The 25,090-nt window shown below is 67.7% G+C and carries 21 protein-coding genes; 9 read left to right on the top strand and 12 right to left on the bottom strand.

The window, feature by feature from the left end:
- Positions 1 to 108: 108 nt before the first annotated feature.
- On the bottom strand, positions 109 to 741 hold the full coding sequence (locus CUJ89_RS23120; protein ID WP_114179737.1) for a LysE family translocator: 633 nt from the start codon (positions 739 to 741) through the stop codon (positions 109 to 111).
- 125 nt (positions 742 to 866) lie between these two features.
- Complete coding sequence (locus tag CUJ89_RS23115; RefSeq protein WP_114179736.1) at positions 867 to 1,763, bottom strand: LysR family transcriptional regulator; 897 nt, start codon at positions 1,761 to 1,763, stop codon at positions 867 to 869.
- A 333-nt stretch (positions 1,764 to 2,096) separates the two neighbouring features.
- Here CUJ89_RS23115 and CUJ89_RS23110 point away from each other — a divergent pair, with 333 nt between their 5' ends.
- The gene (locus CUJ89_RS23110; protein WP_114179735.1) at positions 2,097 to 2,945 is read left to right on the top strand and encodes a sulfite exporter TauE/SafE family protein; all 849 of its coding nucleotides are present in this window, start codon (positions 2,097 to 2,099) and stop codon (positions 2,943 to 2,945) included.
- A 433-nt stretch (positions 2,946 to 3,378) separates the two neighbouring features.
- On the opposite strand, the gene CUJ89_RS23105 is transcribed toward CUJ89_RS23110, so the two are convergent.
- Positions 3,379 to 4,335 (bottom strand): LysR substrate-binding domain-containing protein, encoded by a 957-nt coding sequence (locus CUJ89_RS23105; protein WP_201752403.1) that lies wholly within the window; start codon positions 4,333 to 4,335, stop codon positions 3,379 to 3,381.
- A gap of 142 nt (positions 4,336 to 4,477) precedes the next feature.
- Between CUJ89_RS23105 and CUJ89_RS23100 the strand changes: the two genes are divergently transcribed.
- The 3 genes from CUJ89_RS23100 (at position 4,478) to CUJ89_RS23090 (ending at position 6,657) form a co-directional block, all read left to right on the top strand.
- A complete protein-coding gene (locus tag CUJ89_RS23100; RefSeq protein WP_236655087.1) occupies positions 4,478 to 5,764 on the top strand; it encodes a D-serine ammonia-lyase in 1,287 nt (428 codons plus the stop codon).
- 53 nt (positions 5,765 to 5,817) lie between these two features.
- On the top strand, positions 5,818 to 6,075 hold the full coding sequence (locus CUJ89_RS23095; RefSeq protein WP_114179732.1) for a hypothetical protein: 258 nt from the start codon (positions 5,818 to 5,820) through the stop codon (positions 6,073 to 6,075).
- A 282-nt stretch (positions 6,076 to 6,357) separates the two neighbouring features.
- Positions 6,358 to 6,657, top strand: a complete 300-nt coding sequence (locus tag CUJ89_RS23090) for a DUF4148 domain-containing protein (protein WP_114179731.1) — start codon at positions 6,358 to 6,360, stop codon at positions 6,655 to 6,657.
- A 94-nt stretch (positions 6,658 to 6,751) separates the two neighbouring features.
- Here CUJ89_RS23090 and CUJ89_RS23085 read toward each other — a convergent pair whose 3' ends face one another.
- The 6 genes from CUJ89_RS23085 to CUJ89_RS23060 form a co-directional block, all read right to left on the bottom strand.
- The gene (locus CUJ89_RS23085; RefSeq protein ID WP_114179730.1) at positions 6,752 to 8,527 is read right to left on the bottom strand and encodes a diguanylate cyclase domain-containing protein; all 1,776 of its coding nucleotides are present in this window, start codon (positions 8,525 to 8,527) and stop codon (positions 6,752 to 6,754) included.
- Positions 8,524 to 9,654 carry an extracellular solute-binding protein gene (locus tag CUJ89_RS23080; RefSeq protein WP_114179729.1) on the bottom strand — a complete coding sequence of 377 codons (1,131 nt, stop codon included), beginning with the start codon at positions 9,652 to 9,654 and terminating at the stop codon, positions 8,524 to 8,526. The genes CUJ89_RS23085 and CUJ89_RS23080 overlap by 4 nt, the downstream gene beginning before the upstream one ends.
- Before the next feature lie 226 nt (positions 9,655 to 9,880).
- On the bottom strand, positions 9,881 to 11,467 hold the full coding sequence (locus CUJ89_RS23075) for an aldehyde dehydrogenase (NADP(+)) (protein WP_114179728.1): 1,587 nt from the start codon (positions 11,465 to 11,467) through the stop codon (positions 9,881 to 9,883).
- Positions 11,468 to 11,521: 54 nt separating this feature from the next.
- Positions 11,522 to 12,454, bottom strand: coding sequence for a dihydrodipicolinate synthase family protein (locus CUJ89_RS23070; RefSeq protein ID WP_114179727.1), 933 nt, complete (start codon positions 12,452 to 12,454; stop codon positions 11,522 to 11,524).
- A 30-nt stretch (positions 12,455 to 12,484) separates the two neighbouring features.
- Complete coding sequence (locus CUJ89_RS23065; RefSeq protein ID WP_114179726.1) at positions 12,485 to 14,059, bottom strand: UxaA family hydrolase; 1,575 nt, start codon at positions 14,057 to 14,059, stop codon at positions 12,485 to 12,487.
- 32 nt (positions 14,060 to 14,091) lie between these two features.
- Positions 14,092 to 15,405, bottom strand: coding sequence for an MFS transporter (locus CUJ89_RS23060; protein WP_114179725.1), 1,314 nt, complete (start codon positions 15,403 to 15,405; stop codon positions 14,092 to 14,094).
- Positions 15,406 to 15,646: 241 nt separating this feature from the next.
- Here CUJ89_RS23060 and CUJ89_RS23055 point away from each other — a divergent pair, with 241 nt between their 5' ends.
- From CUJ89_RS23055 to CUJ89_RS23045, 3 genes are all read left to right on the top strand, one after another.
- Positions 15,647 to 16,378 carry a GntR family transcriptional regulator gene (locus CUJ89_RS23055; protein ID WP_114179724.1) on the top strand — a complete coding sequence of 244 codons (732 nt, stop codon included), beginning with the start codon at positions 15,647 to 15,649 and terminating at the stop codon, positions 16,376 to 16,378.
- Between the two features lie 7 nt (positions 16,379 to 16,385).
- Positions 16,386 to 17,819 (top strand): PLP-dependent aminotransferase family protein, encoded by a 1,434-nt coding sequence (locus CUJ89_RS23050; protein ID WP_114181519.1) that lies wholly within the window; start codon positions 16,386 to 16,388, stop codon positions 17,817 to 17,819.
- Positions 17,820 to 17,899: 80 nt separating this feature from the next.
- The gene (locus CUJ89_RS23045; protein ID WP_114179723.1) at positions 17,900 to 18,295 is read left to right on the top strand and encodes a hypothetical protein; all 396 of its coding nucleotides are present in this window, start codon (positions 17,900 to 17,902) and stop codon (positions 18,293 to 18,295) included.
- A gap of 42 nt (positions 18,296 to 18,337) precedes the next feature.
- Here CUJ89_RS23045 and CUJ89_RS23040 read toward each other — a convergent pair whose 3' ends face one another.
- The 3 genes from CUJ89_RS23040 to CUJ89_RS23025 all read right to left on the bottom strand — a co-directional run bounded on the left by CUJ89_RS23040 (position 18,338) and on the right by CUJ89_RS23025 (position 23,703).
- Positions 18,338 to 19,618 carry a virulence factor family protein gene (locus CUJ89_RS23040; protein ID WP_114179722.1) on the bottom strand — a complete coding sequence of 427 codons (1,281 nt, stop codon included), beginning with the start codon at positions 19,616 to 19,618 and terminating at the stop codon, positions 18,338 to 18,340.
- Positions 19,615 to 22,209, bottom strand: a complete 2,595-nt coding sequence (gene mprF / locus CUJ89_RS23035) for a bifunctional lysylphosphatidylglycerol flippase/synthetase MprF (protein ID WP_114179721.1) — start codon at positions 22,207 to 22,209, stop codon at positions 19,615 to 19,617. The genes CUJ89_RS23040 and mprF overlap by 4 nt, the downstream gene beginning before the upstream one ends.
- Before the next feature lie 585 nt (positions 22,210 to 22,794).
- Positions 22,795 to 23,703 carry a LysR family transcriptional regulator gene (locus tag CUJ89_RS23025; RefSeq protein WP_114181518.1) on the bottom strand — a complete coding sequence of 303 codons (909 nt, stop codon included), beginning with the start codon at positions 23,701 to 23,703 and terminating at the stop codon, positions 22,795 to 22,797.
- 95 nt (positions 23,704 to 23,798) lie between these two features.
- Here CUJ89_RS23025 and CUJ89_RS23020 point away from each other — a divergent pair, with 95 nt between their 5' ends.
- A complete protein-coding gene (locus CUJ89_RS23020) occupies positions 23,799 to 24,239 on the top strand; it encodes a GlcG/HbpS family heme-binding protein (protein ID WP_114179719.1) in 441 nt (146 codons plus the stop codon).
- 4 nt (positions 24,240 to 24,243) lie between these two features.
- The gene (locus tag CUJ89_RS23015) at positions 24,244 to 25,020 is read left to right on the top strand and encodes an SDR family oxidoreductase (RefSeq protein WP_114179718.1); all 777 of its coding nucleotides are present in this window, start codon (positions 24,244 to 24,246) and stop codon (positions 25,018 to 25,020) included.
- The last annotated feature ends 70 nt before the right edge of the window (positions 25,021 to 25,090 follow it).

Here is a 25,090-nt window from a genome sequence, read left to right as displayed (position 1 = left end):
CGGATCGGCAAGGATGCGCGGGGCAATTGCCCCGGGTGACGATGCCGGGTGCTTTCGACGGGATGCGGGGGCGCTGCCGGCCGTACTGCAAACCGTCAACCACCCGCTCTAGCTGCGCGATTCCAGCGCGATACGCACGGCCAGTCCGGCCAGCACCGTCCCCATCAACCAGCGCTGGACCGACGCCCAGACCGGCCGGCCCGCGAGAAAACCCGCGATGGAACCGGCCATGCAGGCAATCAGCGCGTTGACGCTGACGCTCACCGCGATCTGCACGCAGCCGAGCGCCAGCGATTGCGCGAGCACGCTGCCGTGTCCCGGCGAAATGAACTGCGGCAGCAGCGACAGATACATCACCGCGATCTTCGGATTCGCGAGGTTCGTGACGAAACCCATCGTGAAGAGCCTGACGCGGCTGTCGTGCGGCAACTGCCGGACCTGAAATGCCGAGCGACCGCCCGGCTTGAGCGCCTGCCACGCAAGGTACGACAGATACAGCGCACCGGAAAAGCGCAACGCGTCGTACGCATATGGCACGGTCAACAATAGCGCGGTGATGCCCAGCGCCGCGCAGACCATGTAGAAAACGAACCCCAGCGCGACGCCGCCGAGCGACACCAGCCCGGCACCGAGGCCCTGGCAGATCGAACGCGAAACCAGGTAGATCATGTTCGGTCCGGGCGTCAGCACCATGCCGAGCGACACGAGTCCGAAAGCAAACAGGGTAGGCATGGCCGGCACGGCGGTCTCCTTCGGGCAGACAAATCAGTGGGACGAGGTCCGAACAATGTATTGCATCCCGGTCGTCACCATCATGAATAAACTGCAAGCCGGCCATGAGCGCTTTTCATCGCACCTGCCGCTCGTTACCTGCCCTTTTTCGCGCGCGCCTGAATCGCCTTCGCTGCCTTGGCGCGTTGTGCGTCGACGAGCCTCACAAACTCGTCGGTGATCGCGTTGCCGGCCGCGTTCCACGACAAACGCACCGAACGATGCAGCCTGGGCGACAGTTCCAGCACGCGGCCGCCGAACGGCGTGTACGTGAGCGTGATGCGCGGAACGATCGATACGCCCATGCCGGCCTCCGCCATCGAAAGAATGGTGCGCATCTCGACCACGTTGAACGCGGCCCGAAGCGGCGCGCCGCCACGCGCGAAGTAATCCGCGATCACCGGCCCGCACCCTGCCTTCGAAAAAATGAACGGAGCAGCGGACAATTGCTTTGCCGACACGCGCTTGCGGCCGTCGAACATGCCGTCCGCCGCCACCGCGACAAAATCCTCGTCGAGCAGCGGCAGATTGTTCGCGAACGTCTTCGTGCCCGCCACCACGCCGACGTCGGCGGTACCATCGTCGATCCACCCTTCGACTTCGCTGTCCGTGCCTTCGAGCAGCACTGCCGACACGCCCTGGTGGCGCTCCTTCAACGCCTCGAGCGCGGGGACGACGAACGCCAGCGATACGCTCGGCAGCGACGCGACCACCAGTTTCCCTTCGAGCTTGCCGCGCGACAGGCTGAACTGCTGGCGCAGCATCTGCGCTTCCCGGACCACGTTCTGGACATACGGCCACAGGCGTTCGCCCGCCGCCGTCAAGACGACCGGTTGCCGGTCACGCCAGAGCAGCTTGACCTGGGTGATGTCCTCCAGTTCGGTCAACGCATGACTGATCGCGGATTGACTGCGGCTGAGCCGGTCGGCCGCGGCCGTGAGCGAGCCGAGTTCGACTACGGCAGCCAGTGCCTGCAACTGGGCAAGCGTCATCGGGTCTCCTTGTTCATGGGTATGTATGCCGCGCATGAGACGGCCGGTGATCGTGAATTATATTGAACCGAAGCGACGGTACGGCAAACGGCACCGCACCCGGCACCCGCGCTGCGCGGCGGTCGGGCCCAATGGCCTCGGCAACGCTCAGGTAAGATGCATCCCGGAACCGCCGCGTCGATTGCATGCGCACCCGACCGCTCAACAGTGCGGTGCCATGCGATCGAAAGACCGATTCCAGCCGATCCAGAACGAATGCGTGCAAAACGCACGCGACCGCAACAGGCTCCGTCGACAGCACTCGCTGCCGGCTATGCCGCGACATGCCACTCCATGATGCATTTCAATCTGACTGAAGGTGTGCTGGTCTCCAGCCTGCAGGGGCTCACCCCGTTCGATCTGGCCGGCATCGCCGTCGCGCTGCTGCTGGGCGGCATGGCCAAGGGGATCACGGGCATTGGCGTACCGCTGATCGCGATGCCGATACTCAGCCAGTTCCTGCCGATCCGGCACGCGGTGCTCCTGCTGTCGATGCCGATCATCCTCGGCAATATTCCGCAGGCGCTGGAAGGCGGCCAGGTGCTGGCGACGGCACGGAAGATCGCCGCGCCGATCGCGGGCACCGTGATCGGCAATATCGTCGGTGTGGCGATCCTGCTCTCCCTCAATCCGGGTCATGCACAGGCGGCATCCGGCGCACTGCTGATCGTTGCCGCGACGCTGATGCTCGCCGCGCCGAAGCTCAACCTGCCGCACGCATGGCAGAAGCCCGTCGGTTTCGCGCTCGGATTCGGCGCGGCGCTGATGGAAAGCATCGCGTCGGTTCCGGGCCCGCTGCTTGCCACCTACCTGATTTCGTCGGGCGCGACCGGACGCGTATTCACGAAGCAGATCGCGATCATCCTGGTGGTGTCGATCGTCACGCTGATCACGACGTTCAGCGGCACCGCACACGCCAGCGCCGCCGACCTGGCGATCTCGGCGGCAGCCAGCCTGCCGGCCATTGCCGGCATGTGGCTCGTTCGCCCGCTGCGCGACAAGATGTCGCCCAGGATCTTCAGGATGGTCGTCCTGCTGTTCGTGCTCGTCGCGGCATCGCAGATGATCTGGAAATCGGGCGTGTTCAGGCACGGCGAATCGCACGTGCCCCGGACGGACATCGGGCACGCAGCCACGAAGTAACGGTCGGCCGCGTCGCCATCGATCGCGCATGCGTTCTGAAAGCTGCCAAGCGTAGTATTCGCGAACCCGGCGTATCGCCCGGCCCGCCGGCACGGCACATCGTGAAACGGCGCGGACGATACGTTGCCGACTTTGCTGTTCGCACGCTGACGCCGACGTCAGCGCTGCCACGTTTTCAGAGGCACGAAATGGAAACCTATGTGTTGCTGGGCTGCGGATTCGGCCTTGGCCTGTTGATCGCCATGTGGGGTATCTGGTCGCTCAGGTAAGCCGCGCAAGCTCCGTCCATGCGCAAGCAATCCGTATGGCGACGGACGGGCAGTTGTAGTTTTCGGCGACACCTTCCACCCCATTGCTTCGCACTCCGATTCAGCCGGGTAGAAACGATACTTCCACGAAGAAAATACCGGGCGAATCCGGCAGGCAACATCGGTCACTTGTGCCGGCCCACGTTCGAAAGCAAGCGCGACCGAGCTTCATCGAAGCGCGCGCACTCCGCCTTGAGCCAGCCCGAAAAGGCCGCGGTACGAGGATCGTCCGGGTTGCGGGAAAGCAGCATGTAGCGTGCCGGCGCACGCACGTGCGTTCCGAAGACGTCGACAAGCCGTCCGCTCGCAATCTCGTCATGCACCAGCGCCGCGCGCCCCATCGCGACACCCTGATGGTTCAACGCCGCCGTGATCGCAAGGCTGGAGAAATTGAACTGGGGCCCGTCCAGATGCGTGATCCACGCCGGACTAACTTCTTCCAGCCACGTGCGCCACTCCACGAACTCGGGCGCGCCGACCCACGGCGCGGCATCGTGCAACAACACGACGCCGTCCAGCGATTCCCCGCTGGCGAAGGACGGATGCTGCGCCAGATATGCAGGCGTGGCGACCGGAAACAGGGTTTCGTCGAGGATGACATCGGCATGCAGCCGACTGTATTGCCCCGGGTCGTAGCGCACCGCCACGTCGATGTCGTCGGTATCCATGGCCTGGCGGTCCAGCACCTGAAACTCGGCTTTCACGCGGACCGACACGCTCGGCAGTTGCCGGTGAAATTCGGACAGGCGCGGCATCAGCCATTGCAGCGCAAGCGACGGCAGACAACTGACCTGCAGCGGCGCATCCGACATGCCGAGCGCCTGAAGCGTGCGATTGATGTCGCCGAACGCGCCCGACATCGTCCCGAGCAGGATCCCGCCCTTCCCGGTCAACTTCAGCCCGCGCGCCTGACGCACGAACAGCGGATAACCCAGCCGGTCCTCCAGGTGCCGAATCTGCTGGCTCACTGCGCTTTGCGTCAGGTTGAACGCGTGGGCCGTTTTCGTGAAGCTCAGCAACCGGCCGGCGGTTTCAAAGCAGAGCAACGCACCAAGGATCGAACCGTCCAGTCGCATAGATATAAATCAAGCTAATGCATTCATTAGAAATCGGCGCTTTTGCGCAGTCGTCGGGAATCGTAGCATTTCCATCCAGTACCCTGCTCAACGAACACAAGGCCGATCCGTGACCACCACGCTCCAACCTGCCGATCTATTAGCCAAACTGCAATCCCGCGATCCGCTGCTGTGGCTGAATCCCCATGCCGGCAGCCCGTTGCCGCAGGACGCGCCATCGTTCGACGCCATTGCGATGGCGGAAGCGAGGCTGGCGCGATGCGAGCCGCTGATGGCCGAGCTGTTTCCCGAGCTCGCGGCCAGTGCGGGAAAAATCGAGTCGCCGCTGATGCCGGCGGATAACCTGCAGCGCGCGCTGTCGCACCCGGCCGACGCGCACGGCGCCTGGTTCATCAAGCGCGACGACGCATTGCCGGTCGCCGGTTCGATCAAGGCGCGCGGCGGCTTTCATGAAGTGCTGGCGCTCGCGGAGTCGATCGCGATCGAACACGGGTTGCTCGACCCTGCGGGAGACCGGCGGATTCTCGCGTCGACCGCCGCACGTGCGCTGTTTGCCGGGCACACCGTCATCGTGGGCAGCACCGGCAATCTCGGCCTGAGCGTCGGTGTGATGGCCGCCGCGCTGGGCTTCGAGTCGGTCGTTCACATGTCGACCGACGCGAAGCCCTGGAAGAAGGCACGCCTGAGAAAACGCGGCGTTCGCGTGGTCGAGCACGACGGCGACTATGCGCAGGCCGTCGCGGCCGGACGATCGCAGGCGCGCAATCAACCGCGCTGCCATTTCGTCGACGACGAAGGCTCGCTGATGCTGTTCCTGGGCTACGCCGCAAGCGCCCGACATCTCGCCGCGCAACTCGCCGAATCGGGCCGCAGCGTGGACGCGGCACATCCGCTCTTCGTCCATATTCCCTGCGGGGTCGGCGGCGCGCCCGGCGGCATCACGTATGGCCTCAAGGCGCTTTTCGGCGAGCACGTGCATTGCTTTTTTGCCGAGCCCGTCGCTTCGCCATGCATGCTGGTCCAGCTTGCCGCCGGTCACCGCCAGCCGGTGTCCGTCTACGACGTGGGGCTCGACAACCGGACCGAGGCCGACGGCCTGGCGGTCGCGCAGGCGTCGCATCTTGTCAGCCCGCTGATGGCGTCGCTGCTGTCGGGCGTCTTCACCGTCAGCGACGAGCAGCTCTACGCGCAGTTGCTCGCGGTTCAGCACGCCACGGGGGTGGAACTGGAGCCGTCGGCCGCCGCTGCCGTCGGCGGGCCTGGCTGGCTGATACGGTCGGCGGCGGGCCGGGATTACGTGCGTCGCCACGCACTCGACATGCGCCGGTCGACGCACGTCATCTGGGCGACGGGCGGCTCGCTGGTCCCGCCGGAAGAACACCGCCGCTTCCAGTCGCATGCGCAAGCGCTCGCCGGTGCCGCGCCCGGCTCGTGATGCGTTCGGCCCCGCGGCCTGCCCCGTTCCCGAAGACGCGTTAGACTGTCCGGATGGAACAATGCCGTTATTGCCAGAGAATCCGCGATGAATGGGATTGCCACGGGGACGAATGCCGCCGGGCAATCGCAAAGGCGCTGCGCCGGCAGCGCGCGGGCCTGCCGATGGTGCCCGATCGCATCCGCAACGAGCTGCCGTCCGACGCGCCGACCCAGCAGGTGATCGCCGTCCTGTCGCGCCAGCGCCTGCGCGCGCGGCGCGGCAACGAGGAACGCCGCGAACGCAAGGAAATCGACGACGACGGCGTCTGATCCGGCAGCACCGCCACCCATCCGCGTCATCTCTGCCGGCCCCTTCGCCGCCGGGCGCCCGCCCGTGCGCGACATCCGCCGTCACCCGCCTCGCCGTTCCCTTGCAATCCCCGCAACACCGAATGGGGACGGACGACATTTATCGCGAAATTATTGCCTTGGTCGCAACGATCTTTCGCCAAAATCCACGTTTACCCTAGGTCGACCGAAGCCTACGATGTAATCAACCGCTTACGACATGGTGTCGAACGCGGAAAGCCAAATCAAACATCGGAGGTCATCATGAAGTCGCTCGTTTCCGCAGTCGTTGCCGCTGTCGCCCTGTCCGCCTCGTTCAGCGCATTCGCACAAAGCACCGTAACCCGCGCCCAAGTGCGCAACGAACTGGTCCAGCTCGAAAACGCCGGCTACAAGCCGGGCCTGTCGAGCCCGTACTACCCGGCCGACATCCAGGCCGCTCAAGCCCGCGTGCACGGCGCCGACAACAGCGGCTACGGTGCGCAACCGGCCGCGACCGTCCAGGGTGGCGCACCCGCCGCCAAGGCGCAGAGCCCGCGCGACTCGGTTTACTTCGGCCACTAAGCCTGCCGCGGCGCGCCCCGCGCGCGCAGTCCGCACATGCAACGAGCCCGTCCGTGACGGGTTCGTCGTGTTTGCATCGCGCGCTTACCGGCCGTCACCGGCGGCCGCCCGATGCGACACGGCCGGCCTCGTCCGTCCCGGTACCGCCGCCGACCAGTTCCTGATAGCGGACGCACACGCACTGCGCGGACGCCTTCGCCGCGTACATCGCCGCGTCGGCCTTGACGAGCAGTTCCTCGGCCGACGCGCCGTCGGCCGGAAACTCGCTGACGCCGATGCTCGCACCAACGGCCGCGCGCCGGTCGCCGAATTCCAGCTCCTCGGCCATCACGATCTGGATGCGCGACGCGACATCGTCGATCACCGTCGATGAACGTACGTCCGCAATCAGCACGATGAATTCGTCGCCGCCGAGCCGCGCGACCATGTCGCCGTTGCGCAGCACGAGGCTCAGGCGCTTCGCGACCGCGACCAGCGTGCGGTCGCCGGCCGAGTGCCCGTGCTGGTCGTTGATCTGCTTGAAGCGGTCGAGATCGACGAACATCACGGCCAGCCCTTCGCGCACCGCGGCCGCATGCCGGATCGCGGCATCGAGATGCTCCATGAACAGCAGGCGGTTCGGCAGCGCGGTCAGCGGATCGTGGCCGGCGAGGTGCGTCAGCTCCTGCTGCTTTGCGCGCAGCATCGCGACCTGCGTGCGGATCTCGACGCGCATGCTATCGAAACAGCGCGCGAGCACGCCGATCTCGTCGGCGCGCCCGATCGGCAGCCGTTCGGCAGCCGGATCGTCGAACACGTGCGTCGCGGCGCGCGCGAGCGTCTGCAGCGGCCGCGTGATCGCGCGCGCGAACAGGATCGCGAGGATCACCGCCATCAAGCTCGACACGAGCACCATCCTGACGATCCGTTCGCCGAGCATGGCGGCCGGCGCCAGCACGTCCGCGAGCGGACGCCCCATCCCGAGCACGACAAAGCGGTTGCCCTCGTCGTGCCCGAACGGCGTACGCACGAACGCGAACATCTGCCCCGGCGCCGCGCCGGGCTGCGCAAGGCCATTGAGCGTCACGTTCGTGCGCGCGCTGTCGAACAATTCCCGTGTGACGGCAAAGCGGTCCTGCATCAGCACGCGCCGGCCACGATCGAAGCCGAACGTCTGCGCCGGATCGGGATGCACGAGGAAATCGCCCCACTCGTTCGCGAGATACACCGCATAGTCTTCCGGCAGATCGCGTTCGAGCCGGTCGAATACGCGCGACAGCTCGACGTCGACGACGAGCGCACCGACCGTCCGGCCCGACGTGTCGACGACCGGCGTGCCCACGCGCAGGATCGGCAGCCCTTCCGCCGCGTTCGAGCCCGTCTCGTGATTGATCACGATCGGCGACAGGTAGATATGACCGGGCGCCGTCGCAAGCGTATCGAATACGTAGGAAAACTGTCCTTTCTCCTGAAACGCGCTTTCCGGCAGCACGACGATGCCGCTCGCATCGCGATCGACCCGGATGTGCTCGAGCCCGAAATGCCCGCTCGCGATCAGGCGGACCTGCAGGTATTCCGGATGATTTTTCATGAAGCTGTAATACACCTGCTCGAGCCGCGTGCGTCGCTCGCGGTCGGGGTTGTCGCTGCCCGCGACGAGCGCGGACGACGGCAACTGCGCGAGCACGAGTGCATCGTCGGCGACGTCGGACAGCACGGTCGTGAAGCGCTGCCCGAGCAGTTGCGTCGACATCAGCAGGCTGTGCTGCGCTTCCTGCACGAGCATCTCGCGGTTCGCGCGATACGTGTAGTAGCCGGTCGTGCCGGACGCGATCACGCCGATGCACGCGAACAGCACGGACAGCTTCGACGTAAGCCCGAGCCGGATCATTTTCCGAACCGCTCCGGCCGGTCGCCCGACACGATGCGGCTCCACAGCGATTCACGCCGCGCGATGTCCTCGACGGGCTGGAGCCACACGAGGTGCTGGTGCCCGGTGTCGAGGCCCGGCGGCGGCTCGAGCGTGTTCGCGAGCCCCTGGCGCTCGGTCAGCAGCGCGCCAATCGCCGGTTCGAGCATGTAGTTGATCCACGCGAATGCGAGTTCGGGATGTTGCGTGCCGCGCGTGACGGCCCAGCAGTCGAGCCACGCGAGCGCGCCTTCGTCCGGGATCACGTAGCCGACGTCCGCGCCGGCGCGACGCAACAGCTCGACCTGCTGCGTGCCGTAGTTGCCGAACATCAGCGCCGCGCGATGCTGGACGAACAGCGCGGTCGCTTCCTCGGGCAGCGTGTAATACGTCAGAAGATTGCGGCGCAGCTCGACCAGCTTGTGCGCGACGGCGAGCGTCTGCGCGGGCGACAGGCGAAACGGATCGGGGTAGCCGAGCGCCAGCGCCGTGAACGAGAAATTGTGCTGCGCGCTGTTGAAGTCGAGCACCTTGCCGCGGTAGCGCGGGTTCCACAGCTCCCGCATCGAGCGCGGCGCGGCCGGAACCTGCTTGCGGTCGTAGATCAGCCCCATCGACGAATACGTGAACGGAATCGCGTAGGTCGCGCCGTCCTGCACGAGCCCGCCGATCGTCGCGAGCTGCTGGAAGTTCGGCAACTGCCGTCGCCGGTTCGGGATGCGCGACAGGTCGATCGGCGCGAGCAAACGTTCGTGCACATAGCGCTGGATCTCGGCCGTGTTCGCGGCCAGTATGTCGAACGGCGGCGGCGCCGCGCTGTGCATGCGCGTCCACAGCGCTTCGTCGGAATCGACGAACGTCACTTCGACACGGGCATGGAATCGCGCTTCGAACGCGCTGACGACATCGCGATCCGCATAGCCGGGCCATGCGAGCACGCGCAGCACGTTGTCGTTGACGGTTTCGGGAGCGGCGGCGAAAGCCGCCAGACCGGGCGCAAGCAAGCCCAGTGTCAATATGATGAACAGCCGACGCACGGCGCCGCGTGCGCGCGCACGTGCGCCGATTCTTCCGATCAATCGGACCCCGTATGAATCGCCCGGCTGCATTCGACTTTCCTTTTTCGAGTCGATGCGATATCCCGCAACGAGACCATAAAACGTACGGTCGCGCAATCAGAAGAAGCCGCACTCGGCCGCACGCACGACGTGCCGGCGGGCGGCCCGCCTATGTTCAGTCGAAAGCGTGTCGTTGCCGCTTTACCGCGCCGCATCGCGACGAACCGGCGGGATGACGCAAGCCGCCCCGCCGCCGCCCATGCAACGCCTGCGACTGTCACACACGCGCGTCGCGCTGCCCGTCGATGCTGCGCGGCACGTTCAGCGGATTCGCGTCGCGCAACGCATCGGGCAGCAGCGCGTCGGGCAGGTCCTGATAACAAACCGGGCGCAGGAAACGGCCGATCGCGAGACTGCCCACCGACGTCGAGCGGCCGTCCGACGTCGCCGGATACGGGCCGCCGTGCACCATCGCATGCGCGACCTCGACACCCGTGCCGAAACCGTTCACGAGAATGCGTCCCGCGCGCCGCTCGAGCAGCGGCATGAACGCGCGCGCCGCGCCGTGATCGCCGTCGTCGACATGCAGCGCCGTCGTCAACTGTCCGTCGAGCCGCTCGACGAGCGCATGCATCGCGTCGAGATCTGGGCAGCGCACGACGAGCGCCGCGGGGCCGAACACTTCGTCGTGCAGTTCGGCCTGTCGCGCGAACGTGTCGGCGTGCGTCGCGAACAACGCCGCCCGGCCCGCGTGACGAATCTCGTCACCGGGCGCCGCGCCGCGCGCGAGCCGTTCGACGCCACCCTGCCCGCCGAGCCGCGCGAGCGCCGCGTCGTACGCGTGGTGAATGCCGGGCGTCAGCATCGCGGCCGCCGGCAGATCGGCCAGCGCGGCCGCCGCCGCGGCCTCGAAGCGCCGCAGCGCAGGGCCGTCGACACCGAGTATCAGGCCCGGATTCGTGCAGAACTGGCCGACGCCGAGCGTCAGCGACGCCGCGAACGCGCGACCGATCGCTTCCGCCCGTGCGTCGAGCGCATGCGGAAACAGCAGCACGGGATTCACGCTGCTCATTTCCGCGTAGACGGGAATCGGCTGCGGCCGCGCGGCCGCAAGCGCCATCAACGCGACGCCGCCGCTGCGCGACCCCGTGAATCCGGCCGCCTGGATGCGCGGATCGCGCACGAGCGCGGCGCCCACGTCATGACCGTCGTCGAATAGCAGCGAGAATGTGCCGTCCGGCATCCCGCATGCGTGCACGGCCTCCTGAATCGCGCGGCCGACGAGTGCGGACGTGCCGGGATGCGCGGGATGCGCCTTCACGATCACGGGGCAGCCGGCCGCCAGCGCCGACGCCGTGTCGCCGCCCGCGACAGAAAACGCCAGCGGGAAATTGCTCGCGCCGAATACGGCGACCGGGCCGAGCGCGACGTGCTGCAGGCGCAGGTCGGCGCGCGGCAGCGGCTGGCGCGCCGGCTGCGCGGGATCGATGCGCACACCGAGGAACGCGCCGTCCCGCACGACCTGCGCGAACATCCGAAGCTGCGCGACCGTACGCGCGCGCTCGCCTTCGATGCGTGCGCGCGGCAAACCGCTTTCCGCGACACAACGCTCGACCAGCACGTCGCCGAGTGCGAGCAGCCGCTCGGCAATCGTGTCGAGAAACGCTGCACGCGCGTGCAGCGGTGCATGTCGATAAGCGTCGAATGCGTGCGCGGCCAGCGCGCACGCGTCGTCGACGTCCCGCGCCGACGCGCGGGCGAACACGGGGTCGAGCGCCGCGCCGGTCGTCGGATCGATCGCCCGGAATCCCGCGGCGCCGGCAGCGCTGCGTTGGCCGATCAGGGAAGCACCGGAAATCTGCATGAATCGTCCTTGTCGAATCGTTGAATCGTTGAATCGTGTCGCAGCGTGCGAAGCTCAGCGGCCCCAGCGCAGCACGAGCGGATCGAGCGGCCGCGCGATCCGCAGCAGGCTCGCCCGCGTGTCCGGGTGCATCGACGGCAGCGGATGACGCACGGCGTCGGATGCGATCACGCCACCCGCCTTCATCAGCACCTTCGCGGTCGCGATGCCGCCCTGGCGGTTCTCGTGATTGATGAGCGGCAGCCAGCGCTGATACTCGCGCTCCGCTTCGCCGGCATGGCCGGCCGCCCACGCGTCGACGATCCGGCGGATGCCGTCCGGATACGCGCCGCCCGTCATCGCGCCCGTCGCGCCCGCTTCGAGATCGGCCATCAGCGTGATCGCTTCCTCGCCGTCCCACGGGCCGACGATCGCATCGCCGCCGAGCGCGATCAGCTCGCGCAGCTTCGCGGCCGCCTGCGGCACCTCGATCTTGAAGTACGACACGTTCGGAATCTCGATCGCCATTCGCGCGAGCAGCACGGCGGACAGGTGCGTGCCGCTCGCCGGCGCGTCCTGGATCATGATCGGGATGTCGATCGCGTCGGACACGGTGCGGAAGAACTCGACGATCGCCGCCTCGCCCGCGCGAAACGTCGCGCCGTGATACGGCGGCATCACCATCACCATCGAGGCGCCCGCGTCCTGCGCGCGTCGGCTGCGTTGCGCGCATACGGTCGTGCCGAAATGCGACGTCGTGACGATCACCGGCACGCGGCCCGCGACGTGCTCGAGCACGCAATGCATCACCGCATCGCGCTCGTCGTCGGCGAGCGAGAACTGCTCGGAGAAATTCGCGAGCACGCACAGCCCGTTCGATCCTGCGTCGATCATGAAATCGACGCAGCGACGCTGCCCGTCGAGGTCGAGACGGCCGTCATCGGTGAAAATCGTCGGCACGACGGGAAACACGCCGCGATAGCGTGGGGATGAAATGCTCGATTGCATCAGCAGGATTCCTTGTCGATTGAAGAAATATCAGGTGATCGCGCCGATCTGCCAGGGCACGAATTCGTTCTGCCCGTAGCCGTGCAGCTCGCTGCGCGTCGCATGGCCGGACGCTGCGTCGAGCATCATGCGGAACAGCGTCGCGCCGAGCGCGTCGATGCGCGCGCCGCTGTCGAGCACGTCGCCGCAGTTCAGGTCGATGTCGTCGGCCTGCCGGCGCCACAGCGCGCTGTTGGTCGCCAGCTTCAGCGACGGCGTCGGCGCGCAGCCATACGCGGAGCCGCGCCCCGTCGTAAAGCAGATCAGGTTCGCGCCGCCCGCGACCTGCCCGGTCGCGGAGATCGGATCGTAGCCGGGCGTGTCCATGAACACGAGCCCTGTCGCGCGAACCGGCATCGCGTATTCGTAGACGTCGACGAGATTCGTGCTGCCGGCCTTCGCAATGCCGCCGAGCGATTTCTCCAGCACGGTCGTGAGGCCGCCCGCCTTGTTGCCGGCCGACGGATTGTTGTTGATCGCCGCGTTGTGGCGTGCGCAATAGTCCTCCCACCAACGGATCCGCGCGACGAGTTTCTCGCCCACTTCGCGCGAGACCGCGCGCCGCGTGAGCAGGTGCTCGGCGCCGTAGATCTCGGGCGTCTCGGAGAGAATCGCCGTGCCGCCGTGCTTCACGAGCAGGTCGACCGCCGCGCCGAGCACGGGGTTCGCGGTGATGCCCGAATAACCGTCGGAGCCGCCGCATTGCAGGCCGACCGTCAGGTGGCTCGCGCTGACGGGTTCGCGCCGCACGTCGTTCGCGGCGGCCAGCATCGACTCGACGATCGCAATGCCCTTCTCGATCGTCTTGCGCGTGCCGCCGCTATCCTGGATCGTGAACGTGCGCAGCCGCGCGTGCTCCTTCAGCCCCTGGGTTTCGAGCAGGCGCGGAATCTGGTTGGTTTCGCAGCCGAGCCCGATCACGAGCACCGCCGCGAAATTCGGATGGCACGCATAGCCGCCGAGCGTGCGCTGCAGGATCGCGAGCCCGTCGCCGTCGGGGTCGACCGCGCAGCCGACACCGTGCGTCAGCGCGACCACACCGTCGACGTTCGGATACGCGCCGAGCGCGTCGGGATGGATGTCGCGACGGAAATGATCGGCGATCGCGCGTGCGACCGTCGCCGAGCAGTTCACCGACGTCAGGATGCCGATGTAGTTGCGCGTCGCGACGCGGCCGTCCTCGCGCACGATGCCGTCGAAGGTCGCGCGCTGCGCATCCGGCACGAAATCGGTGTCGTGCGTGCCTTCGCCGAACGCGTAATCGCGCGCGAACTCGCCCATGTCGAGGTTGTGCGTGTGAACGTGCTGGCCCGGACGGATCGGCTGGCTCGCGAAGCCGATGATCTGGCCGTAGCGGCGCACGGCCGCGCCGGCGTCGATCGCGCGCGTCGCGACCTTGTGGCCGGGCGGGATCAGCCCCGCGACGCTCACGCCTTCGTCGTCGAGGCGCATGCCGCTGACGAGCTGTTCGACGGCGACGACGACATCGTCGGAGGGATTGAGCCGGATCGTGCGGGCACGCGGCCCGGCCGGCGCCTGCGGGTTTTCGATGGAAAGTGACGACATGGTTCGGTTCCGGTTGAATCGGGCGACGGGCTTCAGTCGAGGCCCCGGTCGCGGTAATCGACGAGGCTCGCGCAGACCGCCAGGCCGAATGCCGCCACGACGAAGAACATCAGCGCGAGGAAATAGGTGCCCGTGAACTGCACGATGAGGCCGATCAGGATCGGCACGATCACGCCGACGATGTTGCCGGCGAAGTTCATCGAGCCTGCGAGCAGGCCCGCGCGCGACTGGCCGCCGAGCGTCGCCGGCACGCCCCAGAACATGCCGCACCAGCGGATGAAGAACAGCGCGACCGACAGCAGCACGACCACGCTGACGAGCCCCGTCGCGAAGCTCACCGCGAGGATCGCCGCGGCGGACGCGAGGCCCGCGACCGAGAACATCGAGCGCATCACGAGATTCGGCGCACCGCCGGCCGCGCGCCACTTGTCGGCGAGCCAGCCGCCGAACAGCTCGCCGACGAAGCCGCACATGAAGATGATGAAGGTCGCGCCGCCCATCTGCTTCAGGTCGAAGCCGTGCGCCTTGTGCAGGTAGCTCGGCATCCACGTCATCAACCCGTAGAACACGCTGTTGTAGCAGGCCCAGCTTGCGAACATGCACAGCACCGAGCGGTCGCGCAGCAGCTCGCGAAACGGCACGCTTGCCTTGGGTTCGCCGGCGCGGGCCGCGGCCGCATGCACGGTCACGTGCTCCAGCTCGGCTGCGTTCACGCCCGCATGCTCGGACGGATGGTTGCGGATGTAGCGCCACGCCAGGATGCCGACGACGATCGTGCCCACGCCCGCGACGACAAACGCGAGCCGCCACGAGCCGAGGCCCGTGATCAGCGCGGTGATGATGATCGCGCCGCACGCCGAGCCGAGCGGCGCACCGCCGTCGAGCAGCGCGGCACCACGGCCGCGCTCGGCCGGCGTAAGCCACGTGCCCGCGAGTTTCGCGCCGGCCGGCATGATCGGCGATTCGGCAATGCCGAGCCCGAGCCGCGTCAGCAGCAGCGGCACCCAGCTGAAGCACGCGGCCGCGACGGCCTGGCATGCGCCCCAGCCGATCGTCGCGAGGCCGACGATCGTGCGCGCCTTGAAGCGGTCGACCAGCAGCCCGCTCGGGATCTGCATCAGTGCGTACGTCCAGAAGAACGCGCTGAGCAGCACGCCTTCCATCGCGGGCGACAGGCTGAATTCGGTCGAGATGATCGGCAGCGCGACGGACAGCGACGCGCGGTCGATGTAATTGATCGACGACAACAACAGCAACAGCCAGAAAATCCGCCAGCGCACGGCGGTTGGCGCGGCGGTCGTGGCATGGGCCGTCTGGCGGGGCCTGGCTGAGTCTTCGAGGTGCATGCGTGTCTCCAGTGGGGATGAGCCGCCGGCCGCGTTTTCTTCGAGCGCTTGCCAACTAATATATTAGTTGGTGATTATAGAGATCCTTCCTGCTGCCGATACCGGCGTAAACCCGAGGCCGATCGCTCGCAAGCCGGCCGGATCCGCCGCCGATCCGCCGAATCGATACGCGTACTAATATACTGATCGCCCCGCGCCCGCTGGCGGACGCCGGCAGCCTGCAACCCCTCCAGCCCGATTTATGAAGTCAGAACGCACCGCCCAGGACACCTTCATCGCCCGCCTGATCCCCGCCGATTTCACGCTGGACCGCTCGCAGGCGCTGTCCGCGCAGGTTCACGCGCTGCTGCGCGACGCGATCGTGACGATGACGCTGCAGCCGAACGACGTGATCTACGAACGCGCGATCGCGGACGCGCTCGGCGTGTCGCGCACGCCGGTGCGCGAGGCGCTGCTGCAACTCGCGCGCGAGGAACTCGTGCTGATCGCCGCGCAGTCGGGCACCTTCGTCGCGCCCGTGAAGCGCGAGCAGTTCGTCGAAAGCGCGCTGATCCGCAAGGTGCTGGAAACGGCCGCGATCCGGCGCGCGGCCGAAGTCATCAGCCCGCGCGAGCTCGAGCAGCTTCACGACATCCAGGAAGCGCACCGGCGCGCGATCGCGCGCGGCAACGCGGTCGCGGCGATCGCATGCGACAACGCGTTTCATGCGACCGTCAGCGCGGCCGCGCGGCTGCCGCGCGTGCAGCAGCTGGTCGAGATCGTGCGTGCGCCGATCGACCGCGTGCGGCACGTGACCGTGCGCGATCCGATCGTCGGCGAGGTCACGCTCGCGCAACACCAGAAAGTGCTCGACGCGCTCGAGCGGCACGACGCGGACGCCGCCGAACGCGCGCTGCACGAGCATCTCGACGATGCGTACGCGCGGCAGCAGCGCGCGTACGACGAGCACGTCGCGTTGTTCGAAGGGCTTTGACGACGGGATGAAACGCTACGAAACCCTCGCCAACACGATCGCCGCCGACATCCGCAACGGCAACCTCGCGGTCGGCACGCGCCTGCCGTCGCTGCGGCAGATCATCGCGCAGCACGGCGTGAGCCAGTCGACGGTGTTTCGCGCGTATTACCTGCTCGAACAGTGGGGGCTGATCCGCGCACGCGAACGCTCGGGCTACTACGTCGCACCGGGCGCAAAACCGGAGGCATGCCCGGCCGCGAAGCGCCGCGCGAGCCGTGCCGGCGCATCACGCAAGGTCGACATCAGCAGCCTCGTGTTCTCCGTCCTCGACGCGGCCACGCAGCCCGGCATCGTGCCGCTCGGTTCCGCGTTCCCGTCGCCGCAACTGTTTCCGCTGCCGCGCCTCGCGAAGTCGCTCGCGCAGGCCACGCGGCTCGTCAGCCCGTGGAGCACGGTCGTCGACCTGCCGCCCGGCAACGAGGCGCTGCGCCAGCAGATCGCGCGGCGCTATCTCGCGACGGGCATATCGCAGCCCATCGACGAGATCGTCGTCACGAACGGCGCGCTCGAAGCGCTGAACCTGTGCCTGATGGCCGTCACGCGGCCCGGCGACGTCGTCGCCGTCGAAGCGCCCGGCTTCTATGCGGCGCTGCAGGCGATCGAGCGGCTCGACCTGCGCGCGGTGGAAATTCCTGTCGATCCGCGCACGGGCCTCGATCTCGATGCGCTCGCGAACGCGCTCGACCGGCACGATATCCGCGCGTGCTGGTTCATGACCAATTTCCAGAATCCGACCGGCGTCACGCTGTCCGCCGAAAAAAAGCACGCGCTCGTCGACTTGCTCGCGGCGCGCGAGGTACCGCTGATCGAGGACGACGTCTACGGCGAACTGCACTTCGGCCCCGACTATCCGCTGCCCGCGCGCGCGTTCGACCGGCACGGGCTCGTGATGCACTGCAGTTCATTTTCGAAGACGCTCGCGCCCGGCTACCGGATCGGCTGGGCCGCCGCCGGCCGGTTCGCGGAGAAGGTGCAGCGGCTCAAGCTGATGACGACGCTGTCGGCCAGCATTCCCGCGCAGGCCGGCATCGCGAACTATCTCGAGCACGGCGGCTACGACCGTCACCTGCGCAAGCTGCGCAGCGCGCTGCACACGCAGCTCGACCGGATGGACGACGCGCTGCGGCGCTGGCTGCCGGCCGGCGTCGAGTGGGTGCGGCCCGAAGGCGGGTATTTCCTGTGGCTCGCGTTTCCCGATGCGATCGACGCGATGGAACTGCATCGCCAGGCGATCGCACGCGGGATCAGTTTCGCGCCGGGGCCGCTGTTTTCGGCCGCGCACGGCTTCGAGCGCTGCGTACGGGTGAACTTCGGCCATCCGTGGAGCCGCGACATCGAGCACGCGATTCGCGTGCTCGGCGAACTCGTCACGCAGCCGCCGGTCCGCAAGGCAGGTTGATCGAACCCGGTGTGCACGGCCATGCAGGCAATCCGTGCGCGGGTTACATTGCGGGTCTCGTCGCCTCTTCACGATTGCTCATGAGCCCATTGCCCTATCTCGATCACGACGCGCTGTTGAAATTGACGGCCGAAGCAGCGAACGTCACGCAGCCATGCACGTGCACGAAGACGCCGCTTGCCGGATGGACGAGCCTGCCGCTGTCGCTGCAGGACGCGCAACTGACCGAAGTGGCCACGCTCGCACCGCCCGGCGACTCGGAACCGACCTACGACGAATATCATCCGGCCGGCACGCGCTACTGGTCGGACGACGCCCCGATCGCGCTGCGCCATTTCCCGTACAACCGCTGCAACGTCAGCCGCTGCCGCTCGTGCGGCCGCCTGTTCCTGCGCTATCAGGAAGGCGGCGGCTACTTCGTCGATCAGCGCATCCGCGCGCTCGATCCGGCGCTCGTCGTGGACGCCAGCGCGTAAATCCGCCACGGGCATGCACGCATGCCCGGCCTGCGCCGGCGTTCAGCGCGCCGCCACCGGCTTGCCGAACCCGTCGAGAATCTTCTTCTCGAGCGCGATGTAGTCGCGGCCGAAGTGATGATCGCCCTGCGTCTTGATCACGTCGGCACCCGTGTTCACGAGCGCCGGGCACATCGTGTCCTTCTCTTCAGCACCATAGAAGCACTGCACGAGCTGCGGCGGCACCTTCGCCATTTCCGGCGCAACCTTCATCGCGTTGTCGCTCGCGGGCATGCCGAGCCAGCCCGTCACGCGGATCTGGAAATCGGCGGCCGGCGCGAAGCCGAGCAGCGACATCACCGCGACCTTGTCGCGCAGGTCGGCCGGCAGCCGGTTATACGCGAACGGCATCACGTCGGCGCCGAACGAGTAGCCGACCAGCGCCACGCGGTTCGCATGCCAGCGCGCCATGTACGTGCGCATCACGCGCGCGAGGTCGCGGCTCACCTGCGCGGGCGGCTTCTCGCTCCAGAAATAGCGCAGGCTGTCGATGCCGACCACCGACACGCCGTCGCGCTGCAGCGCCTCGGCGATCGTCTTGTCGAGATCGCGCCAGCCGCCGTCGCCCGAGATCACGATCGCGAGCCGGTCGCTGCCGCCCTTGGCCGGCAGTTCGACGAGCGGCAGGTCCGACACGTCGAGCGCGTCGCTGCTGGTGGTGTCACGCAGGTGCGACGTGACGAGCGACACGAGCTTCGTGGAGTCGCCCGCGGCAGCCGTTTCGACAAAGCCCGGCATCGCGCGACGCACGATCGTCGGGTCGGGCGGGCACGGCTTGAAGCGCGGATCGAGCTTCGGCGCCGGATCGACCGAGACGACGCCGGCGATCGTGTTCTCCGGCGCCATCGACAGGATCTGCTTCGCGATCGCGCCGCCCTGGCCCACGCCCGCGACGATCGGCGTGAAATAGCGCGACGACTGCGCGAGGCGTTCGAGCTGGTGGCTGACCGCCTCGGCGTCGCCGTCGAGGTGGTGGCAGGTCTCCTGCTTCGCGGCGAGATTCGTCGCATAACGCTCCGAATCGACGCCGACCGTCATCGCACCGGCCTTCGCGAGCGCATCGGCGGCCTGTTGATCGGCGGCATGCCAGCCGGCCCCGCGCGAGAACAGCACGACGAAGCCGCGCAGCGGGCCGCCGGGTTTGGTCACGGTGACGGGCCCATAGCGGCCGCCCGACACGGTTTCGGCCTTAGCTGCGGCCGGCTGCGCGGCGCACGCAGCGCCGGCCAGCATCATTCCCGCGCAGGCGGCTGCCGCCCGCGCGAATCCCTTCTTCGACATCATGAACGCCGACCTCCAGCCAGCAATGACAGATCCGCAAGCGTGACGAACACGCCGACCGAGCCCGAGGCCGCGAGGTAACGCGGCTCCCAGTGCGGTTCGAACTTGCTCTTGAATGCGCGCAAGCCGCGGAAGTTGTAGAAGCGGCCGCCGAAGCGCCAGACCATCAATCCGAGCCGGTGCCACGGCGACGGCATTTTCGCCGCCCCCATGCCCGAGAACGGCGCGATGCCCAGGCTCAGCTTGCGGAAGCCCGCCTCCTTCAGATGCAGCGCGAGCTGCGTGAACAGATACTCCATCGCGTACGGCGATGCCTCCGGCAGATGGCGCATCACGCCGACCGTCGCCTCGGTGTTGAGATCGGTCGTCATGAACGTGACGAACGCGATCGGCTTGTCGGCCTGCCGCACGAGCATCACCGACTGCGTCGCGAGATAGCCGTCGTGGAACGCGGCAACCGAGAAGCTCTTCTCGCGTGCATCGCGGCTGTCGAGCCAGCCGTCGGAGATGTCGCGCAGCGCCGGCAGCGCGACCGGCACGTCGCACGGCGCGATCACCTCGACCGTCAGCGCGTCTTTGTCGCCGCGCCGCAGCGCGTAGCGCAGGTGCGACCGGTTCGAACCCTTCAGGTCGAACTGGTCGAGCGCGATATGCGCTTCCTCGCCGAGCTTCATCAGCGTGAGCCCCGCATCGAGATACAGCGGCAGCGCGTTCGCGCGCACCTGGTAGAACGCCGCGCGGCCGCTGTGTGCGTGCGCGAGCGCGATGAACTTGCCGATCAGCGCCGGCCATTCGTCGCGCGGCCCGACCGGATCGTGCAGCGCGGCCCACGTGCGCCCGTACTTCGCGTACATCAGGAACGCCTGGCGCGACTCGGAGAACAGGAACGACTTGTCGCCCATCAGCGCGAGGCCCGCATCGCTGCACTCCTGCGCGCGGATGATCCGTTCGGCGTCGAACAGATCCTGCGGCACGGGCTTCACGAAACGGCCGGGCGCCGGGCGCAGCAGTTGCCACAGCGCGAACATCGCGACGAACACGCCGGCCGCGAGCGTCGCGCGCAGCGCACGCGGCGCACGCGCGTCGAACGAGAAATGCGACCACAGGTCGCGCGTGTACGGCACGTCGCGGAACGCGAAGAACAGCACCCACACGGCCAGCATCAGCACCATCGTCACCGACACGAACCAGCTCACCGTGAAGCGCTCGGCGAGCAGCGACGAATGACGGTTGAAGCGGCGGCGGCTGACGAGCAGCAGCACGAGCAGCGTGCCGAGCACGCCGGCCTCGACGAACGCGAGGCCCTTCGCCAGCGACAGCGCGAGGCTCGCGAGCGTCAGCGCGAAGGTCATCCACCAGGCGCCGTCGAGGCGGCGCAGCAGCCCGCGCGCGACGAACAGCAGCGCGACGCCGAGCACGCTGCAGATCACCTGCGAGCCTTCGAGCACCCACAACGGCACGATGTGGCGCAGGATCGCGATCCGGTGCCAGAACGCGGGCGTCGCGCTCGAGATCACCAGCATGCCGCCGACCAGGAACGTCACGAGACTCAGGAACAGCGGCGCGAGCTGCGACACGCGCGCGGCCTGCCGCGACACCAGCCGGCGGCGCAGCGCGCGGCCCTCGAAGCCCGCCAGCAGGCCGGCCGACAGCACGAGCGGGACGCCGAAATAGATCGCGCGATACGCGATCAGCGCGGCGACCATCGCGTGCGCGGGCACTTCGCGGCCGAGCGTGAAGACCATCGCGGCTTCGAACACGCCGATCCCGCCCGGCGTATGACCGATCATCCCGAGCAGCAGCGCGGCCGCGTAGATGGTGATGAAAGTCGGGAAACCGACCGGCGCGGCCGGCAGCAGCACCCACAGCGTCAGGCCCGCGGCGACCACATCGAGCACCGCATAGGCGACCTGCGCGACGAGGTCGCGCCGCGCGGGCACATCGAACGCGAGCCACTTGAAGCGCGTGACGACCGGGCGAGCGGTCTTGCCGCACATCGCGACCAGCACGGCCAGCACCGCGAGCAGCGCAGCGCCGGCCCACGTGAGCACGCCGGGCGCGACGTGCAGCATCGCGGCGAGCGCCTGCGGCACGCAGACCATGCCGACCGCCGTCATCAGCACCATCGCGAGCGCCAGCGTGCCGCTCGTGAACACCGTCATCCGGCCGATCTGCGCGGGCGTCACGCCCGACACGCCGTAGACGCGCGCGCGGACCGCCCCGCCCGTCAGCGCGCCGAAGCCCGTCGCGTTGCCGAGGGCCGAGCCCGCGATCGCGCCGATCCACAACGCGACGCGCGGCACCTTCGCGGCAACGTAGCGCAGGCCGACCGCATCGCGGGCGACCAGCGCGAGATAGCTGAGCGCCGTCGCGGCCAGCGACGCGCCCCACTCGCCGAGCGACATGTGGCGCAACTGGCGGATCACCGACCGGTAGTCGACAGATTCCGACAAGTGCTGGAAAACCACGATCAGCAGCAGGCCGATGCCGAGCGCAAGCAGCGGCGACAGCACGCGCTCGTTGCGGATCAGCGCCCGGACACGGGCGATCACCGCCGCGGCACGGCCGGGCGAACCAGAGTGGCGGGAAGACATAGGTTATTCAGTGGCGGTGCATAGCGTGTCGCGGCGCAAGGTGGTCACGCGGCGACGAATCGGGTTGTTCTGCGTGGGCGGTCGGCCGAAGGAAAAGGCAGGCAGCGCCTGGATCAGAACTTACGAGTATACGAAATTTATATTACAGAATCTTTCAGGTTCGCACCGGGCGGTTGGGGAGCGCCAGGCGCGCCAAAATCGCATCGAAATCATGCGGCCGACGAACGCAAGCTGCGCATCATACCGGGAACCGGCGGGGATTTTTCATCGGGTGAATGGCGGGTGGTGTATTTGGGTGAAATTCCCCGGTCGGGCCGTGCGGAGGAGGACAAAAGCACAAGGTCGCCGGGCAATTCTGGAATGGGGACAGATGTGCCGTCGGGTCAGGCAGCACTGATGCGCGTTGCGTTTCGCCTGCTCCCGTCACCGGACCCTGACGGCACGCGCTCACAGCCGGACGTCGCCCCGCCCCTCATTTTCACCCGCTCATGCTCGGCCAGCCCGATCGCCTTATAGTCGTCAGTCGGATAGAACGCCGTCCGATAAGCGCCCCACGCCGTATGCAGGCGGCGAGACGAGGCCAGGCTAGGCCGACCCGGCCCGCTCGCGCAGCACGTCGATGAACGCCCGCAGCTTGGCCGGCACATGCTTGCGGTTTACGTAGTACAGCCACATCGGCGGCAGCGTCCGGCACGCGCCGGGCAACACCTCGACGAGCGTCCCGTCGCGCAGGTCCTGCTCGATTCGTTCGCGCATGATAGCGAACGCGATGCCGACGCCCTCGCGCGCCGCATCGATCACGGCATCCGCGTCGTTCGTCACGAACACGCCGTCCAGATCGAGATCGACATCGCGGCGCCCATCGCGCAGCAGCCACTTGTGCAGGCGCCCGCTTTCCGAAAAGCGGAAGCGGATGCAGGGATAATCGCCGAGGTCCGCCACCGCCCCGGGCACACCGTGCCGCGCCAGGTAATCCGGCGACGCGACGAGCGCGCACGACAACGCAGGGGCGATCCGCACGCCGATCATGCCCGGCTGCAGCCGGTCGGCGAGACGAATCCCCGCATCGAATCCGTCCTTCGCGATATCGACGAGTTCGTTCTCGTAACGGATCTCGAGCCGGACTTTCGGGTAGCGCCGGCGGAATTCCGCGAGCATCGGCGCGATCGCCAGCGTGCGCGCCAGCGGCAGCGCCGTGATGCGCAACAGGCCGCTCGGCTCGCTACGCGCGTCCTTCAGTTCGTCCCGCGCCTGCATGACCTGCCGGTACGCGGGCTCCGTCTGCCGCCGGTAACGCTGCCCCGCTTCCGTCAGGCTCACGCCGCGCGTGCTCCGGTTGAACAGCTTCACGTTCAGCTCGCCTTCGAGTTGCCCGATCGCCAGGCTGATGGCGGCGGGCGTCAGGCCGAGCGCAGCGGCCGCCCGGGTGAAGTTGCCGGACGTCGCGACACTCATGAAGACGTGCAGCCCGGCCATCGGATCGCGTCGGCTCATCATTAGAAAAACTTGAAACTCTTTCGAGCGGAATGGTGATTCTCCCATATACCCGGACTGCCTAAACTGGCCATGTCGTCCTACCGGAGCCCAGCATGAACCCGTTCAGCACCGCACTGCCGCTTGCAGCCGCCCAACGCACGATCGACGCAGGACTCGCGCATGCCGCTGCATCGCAGATCGCGGGTGTCGCCATCGCGGTCGTCGACGCCGGCGCCAACCTGCTCGCCTTCGCGCGCACCGACGACTGCTTTCTCGGCGCGATCGACCTCGCGCAGCGCAAGGCGTTGACCGCGATCCGCTTTCGCGCGTCGACCGCATCGCTCGGCGCGATGTCCGGCGTCGACGGACCGTTGCGCGGCATCGAGCACAGTCACGGCGGGCTCGTCACGTTCGGCGGCGGCGAGCCGCTCATCGACGGCGACTGGCGCTGCGTCGGCGCAATCGGCGTGTCGGGCGGCAGCGTCGAACAAGACGAAGCGATCGCGCGGGCCTGCAGCGACCATTTCCAGGCCACCCTCAACAGCAAGGAGTAAGCACATGGCACAGAAACGCATCCTCATCACCGGCGCAGGCTCGGGCTTCGGCCTCGAAGTCGCGCTGCGGCTCGCCGAACGCGGCCACGACGTGACGGCCGGCGTCCGCGCCGCCGCCGAGATCGACGTCGTGACGGCCGCCGCGGCCCAACGCGGCGCCTCGCTGCGCGTCGTCAAGCTCGACGTCACGTCCGCCTACGACCGCGCCCGCGCGGCCGAGCTCGACGTCGACGTGCTCGTCAACAACGCAGGCGTCGGCGAAGCCGGCGCGCTCGTCGACCTGCCGATCGAGATCGTGCGCGAACTGTTCGACGTCAACGTGCTCGGGCCGCTCGAGCTCACGCAACAGATCGCGCGCGGGATGCTTGCGCGCCGGCACGGCAAGATCGTGTTCGTATCGTCGATTGCCGGGCTGATCACCGGCCCGTTCACGGGCGCGTACTGTGCGTCGAAGCATGCGGTCGAATCGATCGCCGAGGCGATGCATGCGGAACTGGCGCCGCACGGCATCCGCGTCGCCGTCGTGAACCCCGGCCCGTACAGCACCGGCTTCAACGACCGGATGATGGAGACGCCGCAACGCTGGCGCGATCCGGCCGTCCACACCGTGACGCCCGAAAAGCTGACGTTCCCGCTCGAACAGCACGATCCCGAGGAAATGATCGCGAAGATGGTGGACGTGATCGACAGCGACGGCGGCGCGTTCCGCAACCTGCTGCCGGAGTCGGCCGAGGAATTCGTCCGCGCCGAGCAGGAGCATGCGTGGAGCCGGCAACAGTAACGCAAACCGGCGGCGGCAAGCGGTTCACGTGGGAACGCCACGTCCGCCGCCCGGCCCGTCACGCGCAGAG

Source organism: Burkholderia pyrrocinia (assembly GCF_003330765.1).
In the GTDB taxonomy this organism is placed as follows: domain Bacteria; phylum Pseudomonadota; class Gammaproteobacteria; order Burkholderiales; family Burkholderiaceae; genus Burkholderia; species Burkholderia pyrrocinia_B.
The sequence above is the reverse complement of the archived record's forward strand: the minus strand, read 5'-3'. Positions and strand labels throughout refer to the sequence as shown.

Coding starts and splice junctions, on each gene's coding strand:
- CUJ89_RS23115 (WP_114179736.1), bottom strand. CDS start 1,763: ATGACGCTTGCCCAGTTGCAGGCACTGGCTGCCGTAGTCGAACTCGGC.
- CUJ89_RS23110 (WP_114179735.1), top strand. CDS start 2,097: ATGATGCATTTCAATCTGACTGAAGGTGTGCTGGTCTCCAGCCTGCAG.
- CUJ89_RS23095 (WP_114179732.1), top strand. CDS start 5,818: ATGGAACAATGCCGTTATTGCCAGAGAATCCGCGATGAATGGGATTGC.
- CUJ89_RS23090 (WP_114179731.1), top strand. CDS start 6,358: ATGAAGTCGCTCGTTTCCGCAGTCGTTGCCGCTGTCGCCCTGTCCGCC.
- CUJ89_RS23085 (WP_114179730.1), bottom strand. CDS start 8,527: ATGATCCGGCTCGGGCTTACGTCGAAGCTGTCCGTGCTGTTCGCGTGC.
- CUJ89_RS23080 (WP_114179729.1), bottom strand. CDS start 9,654: ATGCAGCCGGGCGATTCATACGGGGTCCGATTGATCGGAAGAATCGGC.
- CUJ89_RS23075 (WP_114179728.1), bottom strand. CDS start 11,467: ATGCAGATTTCCGGTGCTTCCCTGATCGGCCAACGCAGCGCTGCCGGC.
- CUJ89_RS23070 (WP_114179727.1), bottom strand. CDS start 12,454: ATGCAATCGAGCATTTCATCCCCACGCTATCGCGGCGTGTTTCCCGTC.
- CUJ89_RS23065 (WP_114179726.1), bottom strand. CDS start 14,059: ATGTCGTCACTTTCCATCGAAAACCCGCAGGCGCCGGCCGGGCCGCGT.
- CUJ89_RS23060 (WP_114179725.1), bottom strand. CDS start 15,405: ATGCACCTCGAAGACTCAGCCAGGCCCCGCCAGACGGCCCATGCCACG.
- CUJ89_RS23055 (WP_114179724.1), top strand. CDS start 15,647: ATGAAGTCAGAACGCACCGCCCAGGACACCTTCATCGCCCGCCTGATC.
- CUJ89_RS23050 (WP_114181519.1), top strand. CDS start 16,386: ATGAAACGCTACGAAACCCTCGCCAACACGATCGCCGCCGACATCCGC.
- CUJ89_RS23045 (WP_114179723.1), top strand. CDS start 17,900: ATGAGCCCATTGCCCTATCTCGATCACGACGCGCTGTTGAAATTGACG.
- CUJ89_RS23040 (WP_114179722.1), bottom strand. CDS start 19,618: ATGATGTCGAAGAAGGGATTCGCGCGGGCGGCAGCCGCCTGCGCGGGA.
- mprF (WP_114179721.1), bottom strand. CDS start 22,209: ATGTCTTCCCGCCACTCTGGTTCGCCCGGCCGTGCCGCGGCGGTGATC.
- CUJ89_RS23025 (WP_114181518.1), bottom strand. CDS start 23,703: ATGAGCCGACGCGATCCGATGGCCGGGCTGCACGTCTTCATGAGTGTC.
- CUJ89_RS23020 (WP_114179719.1), top strand. CDS start 23,799: ATGAACCCGTTCAGCACCGCACTGCCGCTTGCAGCCGCCCAACGCACG.
- CUJ89_RS23015 (WP_114179718.1), top strand. CDS start 24,244: ATGGCACAGAAACGCATCCTCATCACCGGCGCAGGCTCGGGCTTCGGC.